A 17,026-nucleotide genomic window follows, 5' to 3' on the forward strand; every position below is an offset into this window, starting at 1 on the left:
ATTTTTGGTGTGAATCTAATTTTGTTAACGGCAAAACTCTCGGTATCATTATATACTTTGTCATCATAAGCCACACAACTGAAAAAAATTTCTACCGGATTATCGCCTTGTTTCAGAAAAAATTTCAACTTCATTTTAATCTCTTCTTGTTTTGATTGGGCAATATTTGGAGGGCATTTGGTAACTATAATTACATTCGCTCTTTTTGCTGCGCCTCGATTTTCACGAAGATTTCCTGTTGGTACTAAATAATCATCACAAAACAAATCATCGTATGCCGTCAAAAGAATATAAAATCCAGCTTTCACCCTTCGATGTTGATAGGCATCATCTAACAAAATAATTTCAGGTTTTGAAGATTGTGCTAACAATCTTTCGATACCATTTTTTCTGTTAGCATCAACGGCAACTTGAATATTAGAAAACTTTTTAAAGTATTGAAAAGGTTCATCACCTAAAATTTCAGCATTGGTACTTAGATTAGCCAAAATAAATCCGCTTGATTTTCGTTTATAACCCCTGCTCAAAGTTGCAACTTTATAATTGGATGAAAGCAACCGAATTAAATACTCAATTTGAGGTGTTTTGCCAGTGCCGCCAACGTTCAAATTACCAACTGCAATTACGGGAATATCAAACGAATAGGATTTTAAAACATTAATATCATAAAGAAAATTTCTTAAAGAAGTTATAAAACCATACAATATGGCAAAAGGAAAGAGTAATTTTCGCAACAAATTCATCTAACAAATATAAAAATATAAGCTGCGAATACACGAATGTTTTTTATAATTTTGTAATAAACCATTTTATCTAAAACAGTTTTTATTTTTAATGTATTCGTGATTTTGTGGATTTAGAAATATGAAAACAGTATCCTTTTTACTTGTCGCTGCCTTAATTAACATAACAACTGTTTTTTCTCAAGAAGCAGATAATGTTATTATTCTTAAAATTATTTTTAATAAATATTATAAAAACGAAAAAGTCATTGCCAAAGGAAGGTTGCAACTTTTAGATTTTTATTGTAAAAAAGCACCCAATAATGAAGAAGTTTTAGAAGTCATTTCTAAAAGTGAATTACTTCAAAAAAATGCCGTCGAAATCAAAAAACAAATTGACATTACAATTGATGAAGATTGGTCAAAAGAATACAATGTATTGTTTGATAATCAAAATCAATATTTAAAAAGTAAAGTCAACAATTGCTATTCGTTTGAAGACTATAAAAAAGTTTCAGACCGAGCTGGAGAAAACAATCAACGATTGATGATCATTAGTAAACCGATTTATTTTGCAAAAAACAGTTTCTGTATTGTAAAAGTTGCCTTTTACAGAAATATTGAACACAATAGTGGCAGTTATTTACTACTCGAAAAAGTAAACGGAATTTGGACAATCAAAGACTATTTAAACCAATGGGCAACATAATTACGTTGACAGAAAAAATAGCCGCAAAATAAATTCAGTATAAATGAAAATAAAAGAACTACTCACAACCCTCGATGAAATGGCGCCATTGGCATACGCTGAAGATTTTGACAACGTGGGATTACTCGTTGGCGATGCAAATGCAGAAGCTACTGGAATTTTAGTTTGCCACGATGCATTAGAAACCGTTATAAATGAGGCAATTAACAAGAAATGTAATTTGGTGGTATGTTTTCATCCTATTATTTTTAAAGGATTGAAGAAAATAACAGGCGCAAATTATGTTGAACGTAGCATCCTCAAAGCAATCAAAAATGACATCGCTATTTATGCCGTGCACACTTCATTGGATAATCATAAAGAGGGTGTGAATAAAATATTTTGTGACGCATTGGGTTTGATTAATACCAAAATTTTAGTTCCAAAACAGAACTTCATCCAAAAATTAATGACGTACACAATTCCAAGTAATGCCGAAACGTTACGAAAGGCTTTATTTACAGCCGGTGCAGGAACTATAGGCAATTATAATAATTGTAGCTATAATTCAGAAGGATTTTCAACCTATCAAGGCAATGAAAATAGCCATCCAACCATAGGAATTAAAGGAGAATTAACGCAAACCAAGGAAATCAAAATCGAAGTAATTTTTGAACGGCATTTACAACCCAAAATTCTAAAAGCCTTGTTTGCGAATCATTTATATGAGGAAGTAGCGTATGAAATTTATGATTTACAAAACACACATCAAAATATTGGTATAGGAATGATTGGCGAACTCGAAAAACCCATCAATGAAACTGAATTTATTTTGATGGTCAAAAACCAAATGCAATGCGGCAGTATAAAACATAGTCCTTTATTGGGAAAATCTATTAAAAGAGTAGCAGTTCTGGGCGGTTCCGGAAGTTTTGCGATAAATAATGCCAAACAAGCAGGTGCCGATGTTTTTTTGACGGCAGATTTGAAGTATCACAACTTTTATGAAGCTGAAAATCAATTACTTTTGGCAGACATTGGGCACTTTGAAAGCGAAAGATTTACAAAAAATTATATTGTTGATTTTCTTAAGAAAAAAATCCCTAATTTTGCCATCATTTTTTCGGAAGAAAATACAAATCCAGTTAAGTACTTATAAAATATGGCAGCTACAAAAGAATTAAGTGTTGAAGACAAATTAAGAGCTATTTACGATCTTCAAATTATAGACACTAGAATTGATGAAATCAGAAATGTAAGAGGCGAATTGCCCCTAGAAGTAGAGGATTTGGAGGATGAAGTTACCGGTTTAAGCAACCGTTTAGACAAACTAAAAAGTGATTTAGTAGTTATTGAAGATCAAATAAAAGCAAAAAAAGGGGCTATTGAAGATCATCTATCTGCCATAAAAAAATATACAGAACAACAGAAAAATGTTCGTAACAACAGAGAATTTAACTCATTTACAAAAGAAGTAGAATTTCAGGAATTAGAAATTCAATTGTCTGAAAAGCAAATCAAAGAACTAAAAGCTTCTATCGATTATAAAAAAGAAGTTATTAGCACATCAAAAGAAAAATTAGACCAAAAAACGACGCATTTAAAACATAAAAAAGCTGAATTAAACGACATAATGTCCGAAACTCAAAAAGAAGAAAGCTTTTTGACAGAAAAATCAGCCGAGTACGAAGCACAAATAGAAGAAAGATTATTGGCTGCTTATAAAAGAATCCGTTCTAGCGTTCGTAATGGTTTAGCCGTTGTATCTATAGAGCGTGGCGCATCTGCTGGTTCGTTTTTTACCATCCCACCACAAACACAAGTAGAAATTGCTGCAAGAAAAAAAATCATCACCGATGAGCATTCAGGAAGAATTCTTGTGGATGCTTCATTAGCAGAAGAAGAAAGAGAAAAAATGCAAAAATTATTTGCTCACTTATAATATACTAATCCCGATTTACTCGGGATTTTTTTATGCAAAAAATTCAATATTTTATTATCACTAAGTCAATTGGGTTATACCTCAATCTGTTAAGTTTTATCAATTTGGAAAAGGCTAAAAATAAAGCGTACCAACTTTTTAGTCAACCCAGAAAAGGCCAACTTACAAAAGAACTGCTACCAAAAACCTTACAAGATGCCACGCTCGAAACATTTCAATACAACAATGAAAATTTTCAAACCTACATTTGGCAAGGCAATGAAGAAATTATCTTATTGATGCATGGTTGGGAAAGCAATACTTCAAGATGGAAAAAATTATTGCCCTATTTAAAACCTTTAGGAAAAACCATTATCGCTATTGATGCACCAGCGCACGGATTGAGCGAAGGTAAAGAATTCAACGCACCTAAATATGCCGAATTTTTAAAGATAGTAACCCAAAAATACCAACCAAAAATTCTCATCGGACATTCGGTGGGCGGAGCAGCGATCGCCTTTTATCTCAATAAATACAAAAATCCAGCAATCAAAAAAGTAATCTTACTGGGCGCACCTTCTGACTTTAAACTTTTGAGTGATAATTTTGTCAAACTCTTAAGTTTAAACCATAAAATTCAAGCGCAATTAGAAGCTTATTATTTTCAAAAATTCAACATCAATCTTAATGAGTTTTCGGGTCACAAATTTGCTGAAAACTTTCCTCAAAAAGCATTCATTGTTCACGACATCCATGACAAAGTCGTACTTATTGACGAAGGTAGAAAATATGCTTCGGCATGGAAAAACGCAACTTTCATTGAAACAAATGGTTTGGGACACAGCCTGAACGATCCCCATTTGTACCAACAAATTTCTGATTTTATTCAAAAAGCATAAAGGTTTGCGCTTTTTGGTCATCCCTTTTCCTGCTGTGCGCTTCAATCTTTTTATTGTAACACCAAGCGCAGTCAAGGTCATTTACCCAAAACAATAAAAAGGATTTTCACTACCATCAGGGCTAAACATAAAGGATCGTGTTCTTTCAGCCATCTTAAAAAATCAGTTATCAAAAATTTCTACCTTACTGACAAGAAATAGTAAAAAAAATATAAAAATACCATCGCTTCTTAGCAATCATTACCTATTTCAATTAGCGCATTAAAAACTTATTTTTACTTTGGTAGAAAGAACAAATTGCAAATTCAAGCAAAGAGGTTACTTTTTTTTCATTTCTCAAAAAAAAAATACTTTTCTACAATAAAAATTTCCTATTTTTAACAAAATCATTACTAATTACTTTTACAAATTTTTCCTAATCATGAAAATAGATAAGATTCAAGCACTTCGGGGACCAAATATTTGGAGTGTTCAACGTAAAAAATTAATCCAAATGCGTCTTGATTTGGAAGAAATGGAACAATTTCCTACCAACAAAATAGAAGGTTTTCGTGAACGGATAGAAACAATGTTTCCTACTATGATTGAACACCGTTGTTCCGAGGGTGTTCGTGGCGGATTCTTTTCTCGCATAGAACGCGGCACCTGGATGGGACACGTTATCGAACACATCGCGCTCGAAATTCAAACCCTTGCAGGAATGGAAACCGGTTTCGGAAGAACTCGCGAAACCAAAACGCCGGGAATATACAATGTGGTTTTTAGTTACACCGAGGAAAACGTGGGCATGTTTGCAGCCGAAAGTTCAGTAGCAATAGCTGAAGCCTTAATTGCCGGAACACTCTACGACCTTGAAGCCGATATTCAAAAAATGCGTGAAATCAGGGAGCGTGTTCGTCTTGGTCCTTCCACAGGAAGTATCGTTGAAGAAGCCGTTATTAGAGATATACCTTGGATACGATTGGGTACAAACTCATTGGTACAACTTGGATACGGTATCAATCAGATGCGTTTTCAGGCAACTATTACCTGCAAAACGAGCAGCATTGCGGTAGACATTGCTTGTAACAAAGAACAAACCAAAAAAATGCTCGATGCAGCATCAATTCCTGTTGCCAGTGGCGGAATTTGTGTAGATGAAGAAGATTTAGACCAGGTAATCAAAAAAATTGGTTATCCAATTGTGATAAAGCCATTGGATGGAAACCACGGAAAAGGAGCCTCTATCAACATAAAAACAAGAGAAAATGCGGTCGATGGTTTGGCTTATGCCAAAAAATATAGCCATCGGGTTATCGTCGAAAAATTTATTACAGGCTATGATTTTAGAGTTTTAGTCATTGATAACAAATTAGTAGCCGCAGCCAAACGCGAACCCGCTCATGTAAAAGGAGACGGAATATTAAATATTCAACAATTAATCGACGAAACCAATAAAGATACGCGCAGAGGTTATGGTCATGAAAATGTTTTGACTCAAATTGATGTCGATAGAGATACCACCGATTTATTACAAAAATTAAATTATACACTAGAAACGGTTCCTAAAAAAAACGAGGTCGTATATCTAAAATCCACTGCCAATTTAAGTACGGGAGGAACCTCTATAGATGTAACCGATATGATGCATCCCGAAAATATTTTCCTTTGCGAACGAATTTCACGTGTGATCGGACTTGACATTTGCGGAGTAGATATCATGGCAGAGAATTTAACCCAACCGTTGAAAGAAAATGGTGGTTGTATTCTCGAAGTAAATGCGGCTCCAGGTTTTAGAATGCACTTGGCTCCCTCGGAAGGATTGCCACGAAACGTTGCGGCACCCGTTATTGATATGTTATATCCCCCGGGAAAGCCAAGTCGCATACCAATTATTGCGGTTACGGGAACCAACGGAAAAACAACTACAACACGACTTTTGGCTCACATCGTAAAAAATAATGGCTACAAAGTGGGTTTCACCACCTCTGACGGAATTTATGTTCAAAACCATATGATGGAAAAAGGCGATACCACCGGACCTGTTTCTGCCGAATATATTTTAAAAGACCCAACAGTAGAATTTGCAGTATTAGAGACTGCTCGCGGAGGAATTCTTAGGTCTGGACTTGGATTTAGTCGTTGTGATATAGGAATTATAACCAATATTCAGGAAGATCATTTGGGTTTGAGCGATATTCACACATTAGACGATTTGTCACGAGTAAAAAGTACGGTAGTCAAAAGTATTAAAAAAGACGGATGGGCCATTTTGAATGCCGAAGATGAACAATGTTTAAAAATTGCCAATGAAATAAGCTGTAATGTAGCCTACTTTAGTTTAGATGAAAATAATCCTAAAGTAAAACAGTTTTCTAAAGAAGGCAAAACTGTAGCTGTATACGAAAACGGTTATATCACCATCAAAAAAGGGGAATGGAAAATTAGAGTAGAAAAAGCCACTCACGTTCCGCTGACGATGGGAGGAAAAGCAAAATTTATGATTGCCAATGTATTGGCTGCGACATTAGCCAGTTATTTACAAGGTTTTAAAACCGAAGATATTAGTTTGTCCTTACAAACTTTTATCCCAAGTGCAGCTCAAACTCCCGGAAGAATGAACATATTTGAATTCAAAAAATTCAAAGTTTTAATAGATTTTGCACACAATGCATCCGGATATAGAGGTGTCGAAGATTATTTAAGTTCGGTACAAGCTACCAAAAAAATTGGAATTATTGCTGGCGTTGGTGACCGTCGTGACGAAGATATTAAGGAATGTGCTACTATTGCAGCGAGAATGTTTGACCATATTATTATCCGTCAAGAAAAATATTTGCGTGGCCGAACAGAAGAAGAAATTATTGGTCTAATCATGGAAGGTATTGCAGAAAGTGGAAAAAATATTACACATGAAATTATCCCTAAAGAAGTAGAAGCCATCAAACACGCCATCAATAATGCCCAAGAAGGTAGTTTTATAACCGCTTTGAGTGATGTTGTCACCAATGCCATTAATATCGTTCAGGAATATCTGGATAAAGAAAGTGAGGAATAAATAAAGAATATAAAAAATCCCAAACCTCAAAAGTTTGGGATTTTAATTTTATACCAAATGAAAAAACTCAATTCACTTATAGACCAATTAGAATCACACATCGCTGATTTTGAAAAAACAAATTCTGCAGTTTCTACATCAACAATTGGCTGGCAGATTGATCATTCTTTTTTGGTAATAAATAAGGTTGTTTCGGATATCAAAAATTCAAATCCGGAGAATTATAAATGGAAGTTCAATTGGAAACGCAGCTTAATTCAAATAATAAACAAAATTCCTAGGGGAAAAGCAAAAGCACCACAAGTAGTTCAGCCAACGGAAAGTTCTTCAATAGAAAAGCTTACAGAGAAATTTGACTTGGCAAAAAAAAGCATCGCTGAACTGGAACTTTTACCAGCTACTAGTTATTTTAAACATCCGTACTTTGGGGATTTGAATTTAAAATCTGCAATTTGGTTTTTGAAATTGCACACCAAACATCATCTTAAGATTATAAAGGATATAGTAAAAAATTAAGTCTTCTGCGGTTTCTTTCTCGCTGCCGGAAACAATACGTTGTTCAATATCAATCGGAAACCGGGAGAGTTTGGATGCAAGTCCAAAACAGTTGCCTCATCGCCTACTCGATGTTGGTAATCCTCGGGATCGTGACCGCCATAAAACGTGAAAAAGCCTTTTCCTTTTTGTCCGTGAATGTAACGTGCTTCGTCATTCAACTCATTTTTTCCTAAAATCAGCACGTTAGATTTGATTAATTCGGGGTCAAACGCGGTAGTTTGTCCCATAAAACCTTTAATCAATTGCGTGTGATTTTGACATAACATACTTGGAATCACGTCCCATTTTGCCGAAAATTCCATCAAAGTGAAATAATCTTTTTCAAACAGAATTCTGCGTTTTTCAGTCATATCAATATCCGAAAATTCATAGTGATCGGGCTTTCTATCCAATATAAAATTTTTGAAAGCAAAAGTTTGAGAATAATCAATTTTCGATTGATAGTTAGGTTCACTATCATCGCCATCAAACATTGGCTCGCAGATATCAACTCCATCTGCGGAAAGCGCAATATCAAAACTATCGGTGGCTGAACACATGGCAAACATGAATCCTCCTCCAATTACAAAATCCCGAATCTTTTTGGCAACAGCCAATTTATCTTGTGATACTTTAGCAAAACCTAATTTAGTGGCCAAAGCTTCGGCTTCTTTCTTTTGCTCAATGTACCACGGAGCATTTCTATAGGCACCATAAAACTTACCATATTGTCCCGTAAAATCTTCGTGATGCAAATGCAACCAATCATATAAAAGTAATTGATCGCTCAAAACCTCTTCGTCATACACTACTTTAAAAGGAATTTCGGCGTAGGTAAGCACCATCGTAACGGCATCGTCCCAAGGTTGCTTCCCTGGAGGCGAATAGACTGCAATTTTTGGAGCCTTTTCCAAGACAACGGTTTCCATATTTTGCGACGGGCTAGAGATAGCGGCAAGTATTGAAGATTCTTCTGTATCCGATAAAATTTCAAAACTTACGCCACGAATCTGACACTCTTTTCTAATTTCGGCAGCATCGGGCAGTAAAAAGGAACCACCACGATAATTTAACAACCAACTCGCTTTGTATTGTTTGTCTAGTGCCCAATAGGTTATTCCGTAAGCTTTTAAATGATTTTTTTGGGTTGTTTCATCCATTGGAATTAGAATAAAACTCGCCCTAATAGAAAAGGAAATCAGTAAAAGGAAAATATACAGTGACTTTTTAAACATTTTTTCAAAATTATAGTTTTTAGCGCTTGTGTGCTTCGCTTGAGTCAAAGATAACAGTTTTTAATGTGAAGAAAAACATAAAAAAATCCCGAAGAGTAATCGGGATTGAATTTTTAAAAAGGCACATCACTTTCGTCGTGATCACGATTGATATTGCTACCAAAAGCTTCGTTAGGCGAGGGTAAATTTTTCGTTTGAAAGGGATTGTCGTCGTGGTTCATTTTTGAAGGTAAATCGTCAAAGGAACTACCATATTCTTCCATATTATCAAACTTACCAAGGTTTCCAATGAACTTTAAACGAATGCTTTCCAACGAACCGTTACGGTGTTTGGCAATAATAAACTCTGCTTGCCCCGCTGTTGGCGATTGTTCTTCATCATCCCACTCGTCTATTTTATAATATTCGGGACGGTATATGAACGATACAATATCAGCATCTTGTTCAATCGCACCCGATTCACGAAGATCAGAAAGCAAAGGTCTTTTGCTCGAACCTCGAGTTTCAACGGCACGTGATAATTGTGATAAGGCAATTACAGGAATTTCTAACTCTTTTGCCAAAGCTTTGAGATTTCTGGAAATTGTTGATATTTCTTGTTCACGATTACCCATACCTTTTCCGTTACTGCCGCCAGCTGTCATTAACTGAAGATAATCTACAATAATTAATTTAATGCCGTGCTGCGATGATAAACGACGCGCTTTGGCTCTTAAATCAAAAATAGAAAGTGATGGGGAATCATCAATATATAAAGGAGCTTTTTCTAAATCTTTTACTTTAGTGGAGAGTTGCTCCCACTCATGTTTTTCTAATTTTCCGGTTCGTAGTTTTTCTGAAGATAAACCCGTTTCAGAGGAAATCAAACGCGTGATTAACTGCACTGATGACATTTCTAACGAAAATAGTGCCACGGGTTGACCAAAATCGATGGCGATGTTTCGCGCCATAGAGAGTACAAAAGCGGTTTTTCCCATTCCCGGTCTAGCTGCAATAATAATCAAATCAGACGGTTGCCATCCAGAAGTTATTTTGTCTAACTTGTCAAAACCTGTGGCAATGCCACTCATTCCTTCTTTGTTGGCAATATCTTCTATTCGCTTTTTGGCTTGTATTACTAAACTTTGTGCGGTTTCTGAACTTCGTTTTATGTTGCCTTGCGTTACTTCATATAGTTTTGATTCGGCTTTATCTAATAAATCAAAAACATCAGTAGTTTCGTCGTACGATTCTTCAATAATTTCAGAAGAAATTTTAATTAAGCTCCGTTGAATGTATTTTTGAAGAATAATTCTTGAATGAAATTCGATATGTGCCGAGGACGAAATCTTTTGCGTAAGCTGAATTAGATAAAAATCACCACCTGCCAAATCCAATTTGGCGTTCTTTTTTAGCTGTGCGGAAACTGTTAATAAATCAATAGGTTGAGAATCTGTGAATAACTGAAAAATGGCTTCAAAAATGTGTTTGTGACCTTCTTTGTAAAACGCATCAGGTTGTAAAATATCGATAACTTCATCAACTCCTTTTTTATCAATCATCATGGCACCAAGCACGGCTTCTTCTAAATCGAGCACTTGCGGTGGCAACTTTCCTTTTTCTAAATTAATAATGGTCGTTTTATCGATCTTAATGGGATTAATATTTCTGAAATTTTCCATGAAACGAAAGTAGCTTTTTTTTTGAAATTTTTAACATTGAGTTATTCAAAAAGTATGTTTATAAGTTTAGTTTTATTGTTAATAACCAAAAAAAAACCGCCTAGTTACTGACCAGACGGTTTTAAAGTTTTCATAAGTAATTACTCTTTATATTCGCCCATCTTGCTATATTTGTCCATCCTTTGCGCAACTAATTCTGTTGTTGATAAATCGTTAAGCTCATTGAACGCTTTCATAATATATTGCTCTACCGTTTTGAACGCTGTTGCCTTATCATAATGAGCTCCGCCCAATGGTTCTGGAATAATATCATCTACTAATTTTAATTTTTTCATATCGGTCGATGTAAGTTTTAAGGCATCGGCAGCTTGTTCTTTATATTCCCAACTTTTCCACAAAATAGAGGAACAAGATTCGGGCGAAATCACAGAATACCACGTGTTTTCCATCATCAAAACTCTATCGCCAACACCAATTCCTAAAGCACCTCCAGAAGCACCTTCGCCAATGATGACACAAATTATGGGCACTTTTAATCGAACCATTTCAAAAATATTTCGAGCAATAGCTTCACCTTGTCCGCGTTCTTCGGCTTCTAGTCCTGGATATGCTCCAGGAGTATCAATTAAAGTTAGCACCGGAATATTGAATTTTTCAGCCATTTTCATTAATCGCAACGCTTTGCGATAGCCTTCAGGATTAGCCATACCAAAATTACGCAACTGACGCATTTTGGTATTAATTCCTTTTTGTTGCCCAATAAGCATAAACGACTGTCCGTCTATTTTTCCTAAACCCCCAATCATGGCTTTATCGTCTTTGAAATTTCTATCACCAAACATTTCAAGGAAAGTACCTTTGGTTAAATTGGTAATATGCTCTAATGTATACGGACGATTGGGATGACGCGACAACTGTACTCTTTGCCAAGCCGTAAGATTTTTGTAAATTTTTCTTTTGGTTTCTTCTAATTTTTTTTCAATTTGTTTGCAGGTTGCAGTGACATCTACATTGGATTCTGATCCAATTATTTGGCATTTATCAAGTTGATCTTTTAGTTCTTTTATAGGAAGTTCAAAATCTAAATATTCCATAGGATTTGTTCATTTAGGATTAATCGGATAGCAAATATAAAATTTTAAATTGTGATAAAAAGCACTTTGTTTGGATTATTGTAAACAAAAATTAGAGCTTTAACAATAGCAAAATTAATGGCGCTTTTGATAGCTTTTAATCACGGCATTTAGCAGCACGGTTAGCAAAATGATACAAGCACCTATATAAAACTCAAGACTCATTTTTTCTTTTTCTTTAAAAATCAACACAGCTAAAATGATACCATAAATAGGTTCTAAATTGATGGTAAGCATTACAGTATAAGGACTTAAAAATTTCATTATCGAAGTTGATGCTATGAATGCGTAAGCTGTACAAATAGAACTTAAAATCATTAGATACATGATATCTTTTGGCGATAGCGCAAAGAAATTTGGCTTAAAACTACTTGTGAATAATAATAAAAAGCTGAAGAAAAGAACACCACCACTGAGTTCATAAAAAGAGATAATAATGGCATTGTGTTGTTTCACAAATTTGCTGTTGATGACCGCAAACAAAGCCGACAGAAATGCCGAAGTCAAAGCAAGTAGCATTCCGTTTAAGTAGTTTGCTTCTACATTAAAAATGATATATAATCCAAAAACAACTATGAGTCCGAAGAACACTTCGTACCACACTATCTTTTTACCATACACTATTGGTTCGAGCAGCGATGTAAAAAATGCTCCTGTAGATAAGCACGCTAAAGTGACGGAAATATTTGATATTTTTATAGCTTTAAAAAAAGTGAACCAATGCAATGCAATGATTAATCCAGCAACTAAAAATTGAAGTGCCGCTTTTTTTGAAATCTTTAAAGACATTTTTTTATAAAAAATATAAATGGCGATAAATCCAACAGCAAAAAGCATTCTGAACCATACTAAAGGTAACGCATCAAGTGAGATTAAGGCTCCTAAAATGGCGGTAAATCCCCAAATAAATACTATTAGATGAAGATGTAAATAGCTTTTGAGGTTATCGTTTAGCATTTCGTAACAAATAAATAGCTAATGCTCCAAAAACTATATTGGGTGTCCAAACAGCCAGCATTGGCGGTGCCGATGATTTTTCTGCTAACACACCAAAAACTTTATCTAAAAACACAAATGTAAAAGCCAATAAAATTCCTATCGCAAGGTTGGTTCCCATGCCGCCACGACGCTTCATAGAGGATACTGCCACGGCAATAATAGTTAAGATAAATGCAGAAACTGGAATACTGTATTTTTTATAAAGTACTACCAAGTACACATTGATATTTGAAGAACCACGCGCTTTTTCTTTGTCTATAAATTTATTTAATTCGTATAAAGGCAAGGTTTCGGCTATATACACCACGGGTGTTAAATCTTCTAAATCAAATTTAAAAACAGTATCTTTTGTAACGCCAGACTCAATAATATCTCCAAACTTACCTACTTTTCTTTTGTTGTAATTATATAACGTATAGGTGCTATCTTTTGGATTCCATTTTATTCTATTGGCTACCAATTTATATTTTAGCTTATCCCCTTCAAATTTTTCCATCGAAAAATTAAAAGCCGACTTGGAACCCTCATTAAAATTACTCACAAAAATATATTCGTCGTTATTAATTTGACGGAACACATCGGAGTTGTTACGCATATCGCTCTCGCCATCGGTGGTGAGGTAGATGTATCTAAAACTTTTAAACCCAGCACTAGCACTTGGCACTAGATAAATAGTCATTAGCAACGCAGAAAAAGAGACTATAGTAGCACCAATAATGTAAGGACGCAAAAATCTTGAAAAAGAAATTCCCGAACTTAATATGGCTATAATTTCGGTATTGTTTGCTAGTTTTGAAGTAAACCAAATTACTGAAAGAAATAAAAATATGGGGAATAATAAATTGGCGAAATAAATAGTAAAATCCAAATAATATCTTGAAATGGCGGAGAAAGCTACTTTGTTCTCAATCATTTTATTGACTTTTTCAGAAACATCAATTACAATTCCAATAGGAATAAACATCAGCAACATCACAATAAATGTTCCTAAATAGCGTTTGAGAATGTATTTATCAATAATTTTCAACATTGATTCTTTGTTTGGTTATTCGGGAATTTGGTTATTCGGTATCAAATAACCGAATCCACAAATTACCAAATCAACTATAGTCGTTGGCTCATATTTTTTACCATCATTTCTTTCCAAGTTCTAAAATCTCCTGCTAAGATATGTTTTCTTGCTTGACGAACCAACCACATATAAAAACCTAAATTGTGAATGGTCGCAATTTGTTTTCCTAAATATTCGTTGGCAGCAAACAAATGTCTTAAATACGCTTTGGTATATTCGGTATCTACAAATGTATGTCCCATTTCATCCACGGGAGAAAAATCGTCTTCCCACTTTTTGTTTTTGATATTGATGGTACCGTTGGCGGTAAATAACATTCCGTTACGAGCATTCCGGGTTGGCATCACACAATCAAACATGTCAATTCCTAATGCAATGTTTTCTAAAATATTAATGGGTGTTCCAACCCCCATTAGGTATCGTGGTTTGTCTTGTGGTAAAATTTCACAAACTACTTCGGTCATAGCATACATTTCTTCTGCTGGCTCTCCAACCGATAATCCGCCAATAGCGTTTCCTTGTTGTTCGGCATTAGCAATATATTCTGCCGATTGTTGACGCAAATCTTTATAAGTACTTCCTTGAACTATAGGAAAAAAAGTTTGGTCGTAACCGTATTTAGTAGGGACTTTTTCCAAATGGTTGATACAACGGTTTAACCAACGATGCGTCATGTGCATCGAGCGTTGCGCATAGCGATAATCGCATGGATAAGGAGTACATTCATCAAACGCCATAATGATATCGGCACCAATAGTTCTTTGAATTTCCATGACGTTTTCGGGAGTAAAAAAATGCAGAGAACCATCAATATGTGATTTGAATTTTACGCCTTCTTCTTTTATTTTTCGGTTAGCCGAAAGCGAATACACTTGGTAACCACCACTATCTGTCAAGATATTGCGATCCCAGTTCATGAATTTATGCAAACCTCCAGCTTTTTCAAGAATAGCAGTTTGGGGACGCAAGTATAAATGGTATGTATTTCCGAGGATAATATCGGGATTAATCTCTTCTTTTAGTTCTCTTTGGTGCACTCCTTTTACTGAAGCTACGGTGCCAACAGGCATAAATATTGGGGTTTCAATTACACCGTGATCAGTGGTAATACTTCCGGCTCGTGCCTTCGTATTAGGGTCATTGGCTAATAAATCAAATTTCATAGTTGCTTTTTACAGTCGGTAAAGATAAAAGATTTAGAATTTAGAATTTAGGATTTTATTTAACAGAATTAATGACTTCAAAATTTGATTCAAATAAAAATGGCAACTCATCATTTCAACGAGATGCCTTTTATTATCAACGAAGTATTACGAAATGCTTGGAAAAGGGGGAACTTCTGCTTTTTGGAAATTTTTTAGATATATTTTCTAAATCATTATTCTCAACACCCTCAACTTCAAAATTTTTGCTTGATGTCACATCCCTAGTATCATGCGAAACACAATCAGGTTTGGCATCTGGAGCTACAATATCTTTTTGATATGGCTTTGTTTCAGAAAGCGAATCATATTTACTTTAGTTTTGAGCTTGCTTTGTAGCAGTCGATTTTATATTAGAAGAGCCAATAGGATTCTGACTGTTTCCGTCATCCTCATCAATAGTACCAATCCTTGTATTTTGCATTGCATTTTGTTTAAAATTTAATGCTTTTTTTTAGAACCAGGATTTCTAGAATCTTTATCAGATGGTTTTGATTCTTGTTTTCTTATTTCCAATTTTTTGTCATTAGTTCTTGAAGCTGATGCAGTTGAACTTGTTTTTCGAGTGTCTTTGGTTTTTTGCGCTGTGTTCATGATATACTTTTTTAAATGTTTTTAGTGTTGTAAAATTAAGAGGATTCATTTAGATTTAATTGTAGAATTTGTTTTTAAACTTATGAGATTACCTGTAAATAAATGAAAACGAAAACTGTTATTAAAACGATATAGATTTTAAAACTAGTACAAGTTCTCACTAAAGTTTTTGTCTCTTGTGAAAAATAGAATTACTTTTGATTGCAAATAATTTTAACTACAAAAAATGTCTGACATTCAACAACTAAAAAACTTCACAATACAAACAAGAAGAGACATTCTTCGCATGGTACACGCAGTAAATTCAGGACATCCCGGAGGCTCATTAGGTTGTGCTGAATTTTTGACCGTTTTGTACCAACACGTAATGAAAAGAAATTCGGGTTTCGATATGAACGGAATTGGTGAAGATTTATTTTTCTTATCCAACGGTCACATCTCTCCTGTTTTCTACAGTGTTTTAGCTCGTAGTGGTTATTTTCCTGTTTCTGAATTGGCTACTTTTAGAAAGCTAAACACGCGTTTACAAGGACATCCAACCACACATGAGGGTTTACCCGGAGTTCGTATTGCATCGGGTTCTTTAGGGCAAGGAATGTCGGTAGCGATTGGTGCGGCTCAAGCTAAAAAACTTAACGGGGATAACAATTTAATCTTCTCATTACACGGGGATGGCGAATTGCAAGAGGGTCAAAACTGGGAAGCTATAATGTATGCATCTGCCAAAAAAGTTGATAATTTAATTGCTACTGTTGATTTGAACGGACAACAAATTGACGGTTCTACTGATGAAGTATTGAACATGGGAAATTTAAAAGCCAAGTTTGAAGCTTTTGATTGGGATGTTTTAGAAATCAAAGAAGGGAATAATATCGAAGCTATTATTACTGGTATTGAAGATGCTAAAAGAAGAACTGGGAAAGGCAAACCAGTTTGTATTTTATTGCATACCGTTATGGGGAATGGCGTTGACTTTATGATGCACACCCACGCATGGCACGGAAAAGCTCCAAATGATGAACAATTAGCGAATGCTTTAGGACAGAATTCAGAAACTTTAGGAGATTATTAGGCTTAATGAACAGACTTATTTCAATATTATTTTTCTTTTTCTGTCAAAATGTTTTTTGTCAAACCTATCATTTTGATAAACTAATAATTTTTGATCAAAGAAATTTTAATTTAAATAACATTAGCAGTATTGTGATTTATACTAATACTGAAAACCCATCTTATTATTTAGTATGTCATAATTGGGGGAAAGAATTGTCGGCATACTTAAAAGATAAAAATCTCAATATAATTCACTCCTATAGAACCGATAAT

General features: G+C 34.7%; 15 protein-coding genes. 7 read left to right on the forward strand and 8 right to left on the reverse strand.

The annotated features are described in order from the left end of the window. A partial coding sequence (gene lpxK / locus Q0Q96_RS08165; RefSeq protein ID WP_293873533.1) for a tetraacyldisaccharide 4'-kinase occupies positions 1–743 on the reverse strand: 743 nt, incomplete at its 3' end. Between the two features lie 121 nt (positions 744–864). Here lpxK and Q0Q96_RS08170 point away from each other — a divergent pair. The 6 genes from Q0Q96_RS08170 to Q0Q96_RS08195 all read left to right on the forward strand — a co-directional run bounded on the left by Q0Q96_RS08170 (position 865) and on the right by Q0Q96_RS08195 (position 7,783). Further along, entirely contained in the window at positions 865–1,431 is a 567-nt protein-coding gene (locus Q0Q96_RS08170) for a hypothetical protein (protein WP_293873535.1), read from the forward strand. 43 nt (positions 1,432–1,474) lie between these two features. After that, on the forward strand, positions 1,475–2,569 hold the full coding sequence (locus Q0Q96_RS08175; RefSeq protein WP_293873537.1) for a Nif3-like dinuclear metal center hexameric protein: 1,095 nt from the start codon (positions 1,475–1,477) through the stop codon (positions 2,567–2,569). Positions 2,570–2,572: 3 nt separating this feature from the next. Next, positions 2,573–3,352 carry a C4-type zinc ribbon domain-containing protein gene (locus Q0Q96_RS08180; protein ID WP_293873539.1) on the forward strand — a complete coding sequence of 260 codons (780 nt, stop codon included), beginning with the start codon at positions 2,573–2,575 and terminating at the stop codon, positions 3,350–3,352. 104 nt (positions 3,353–3,456) lie between these two features. Further along, positions 3,457–4,230 carry an alpha/beta fold hydrolase gene (locus tag Q0Q96_RS08185; RefSeq protein ID WP_293873541.1) on the forward strand — a complete coding sequence of 258 codons (774 nt, stop codon included), beginning with the start codon at positions 3,457–3,459 and terminating at the stop codon, positions 4,228–4,230. A 421-nt stretch (positions 4,231–4,651) separates the two neighbouring features. Beyond that, positions 4,652–7,267 (forward strand): cyanophycin synthetase, encoded by a 2,616-nt coding sequence (gene cphA, locus Q0Q96_RS08190; protein WP_293873544.1) that lies wholly within the window; start codon positions 4,652–4,654, stop codon positions 7,265–7,267. Positions 7,268–7,324: 57 nt separating this feature from the next. After that, positions 7,325–7,783, forward strand: coding sequence for a DUF1569 domain-containing protein (locus Q0Q96_RS08195; protein WP_293873547.1), 459 nt, complete (start codon positions 7,325–7,327; stop codon positions 7,781–7,783). Here Q0Q96_RS08195 and Q0Q96_RS08200 read toward each other — a convergent pair. From Q0Q96_RS08200 to Q0Q96_RS08230, 7 genes are all read right to left on the reverse strand, one after another. Further along, positions 7,780–9,039 carry an asparagine synthetase B gene (locus Q0Q96_RS08200; protein WP_293873550.1) on the reverse strand — a complete coding sequence of 420 codons (1,260 nt, stop codon included), beginning with the start codon at positions 9,037–9,039 and terminating at the stop codon, positions 7,780–7,782. The genes Q0Q96_RS08195 and Q0Q96_RS08200 overlap by 4 nt on opposite strands. A 113-nt stretch (positions 9,040–9,152) precedes the next feature. Further along, positions 9,153–10,700 carry a replicative DNA helicase gene (gene dnaB / locus Q0Q96_RS08205; RefSeq protein ID WP_293873553.1) on the reverse strand — a complete coding sequence of 516 codons (1,548 nt, stop codon included), beginning with the start codon at positions 10,698–10,700 and terminating at the stop codon, positions 9,153–9,155. Positions 10,701–10,840: 140 nt separating this feature from the next. After that, entirely contained in the window at positions 10,841–11,794 is a 954-nt protein-coding gene (locus Q0Q96_RS08210) for an acetyl-CoA carboxylase carboxyltransferase subunit alpha (RefSeq protein WP_293873555.1), read from the reverse strand. 114 nt (positions 11,795–11,908) lie between these two features. After that, positions 11,909–12,790: a DMT family transporter gene (locus Q0Q96_RS08215; protein ID WP_293873557.1), complete on the reverse strand. Its 882-nt coding sequence runs from the start codon at positions 12,788–12,790 to the stop codon at positions 11,909–11,911. Further along, a complete protein-coding gene (locus Q0Q96_RS08220; protein WP_293873559.1) occupies positions 12,777–13,862 on the reverse strand; it encodes an LptF/LptG family permease in 1,086 nt (361 codons plus the stop codon). The genes Q0Q96_RS08215 and Q0Q96_RS08220 overlap by 14 nt, the downstream gene beginning before the upstream one ends. Before the next feature lie 74 nt (positions 13,863–13,936). Beyond that, complete coding sequence (gene tgt, locus Q0Q96_RS08225) at positions 13,937–15,067, reverse strand: tRNA guanosine(34) transglycosylase Tgt (RefSeq protein ID WP_293873561.1); 1,131 nt, start codon at positions 15,065–15,067, stop codon at positions 13,937–13,939. Positions 15,068–15,547: 480 nt separating this feature from the next. Further along, positions 15,548–15,700, reverse strand: coding sequence for a hypothetical protein (locus tag Q0Q96_RS08230; protein WP_293873563.1), 153 nt, complete (start codon positions 15,698–15,700; stop codon positions 15,548–15,550). Positions 15,701–15,926: 226 nt separating this feature from the next. Here Q0Q96_RS08230 and Q0Q96_RS08235 point away from each other — a divergent pair, with 226 nt between their 5' ends. Further along, positions 15,927–16,772: a transketolase gene (locus tag Q0Q96_RS08235; RefSeq protein ID WP_293873565.1), complete on the forward strand. Its 846-nt coding sequence runs from the start codon at positions 15,927–15,929 to the stop codon at positions 16,770–16,772. The last annotated feature ends 254 nt before the right edge of the window (positions 16,773–17,026 follow it).

Origin of the sequence: Flavobacterium sp., assembly GCF_025352015.1 — a bacterium.
GTDB lineage: Bacteria > Bacteroidota > Bacteroidia > Flavobacteriales > Flavobacteriaceae > Flavobacterium.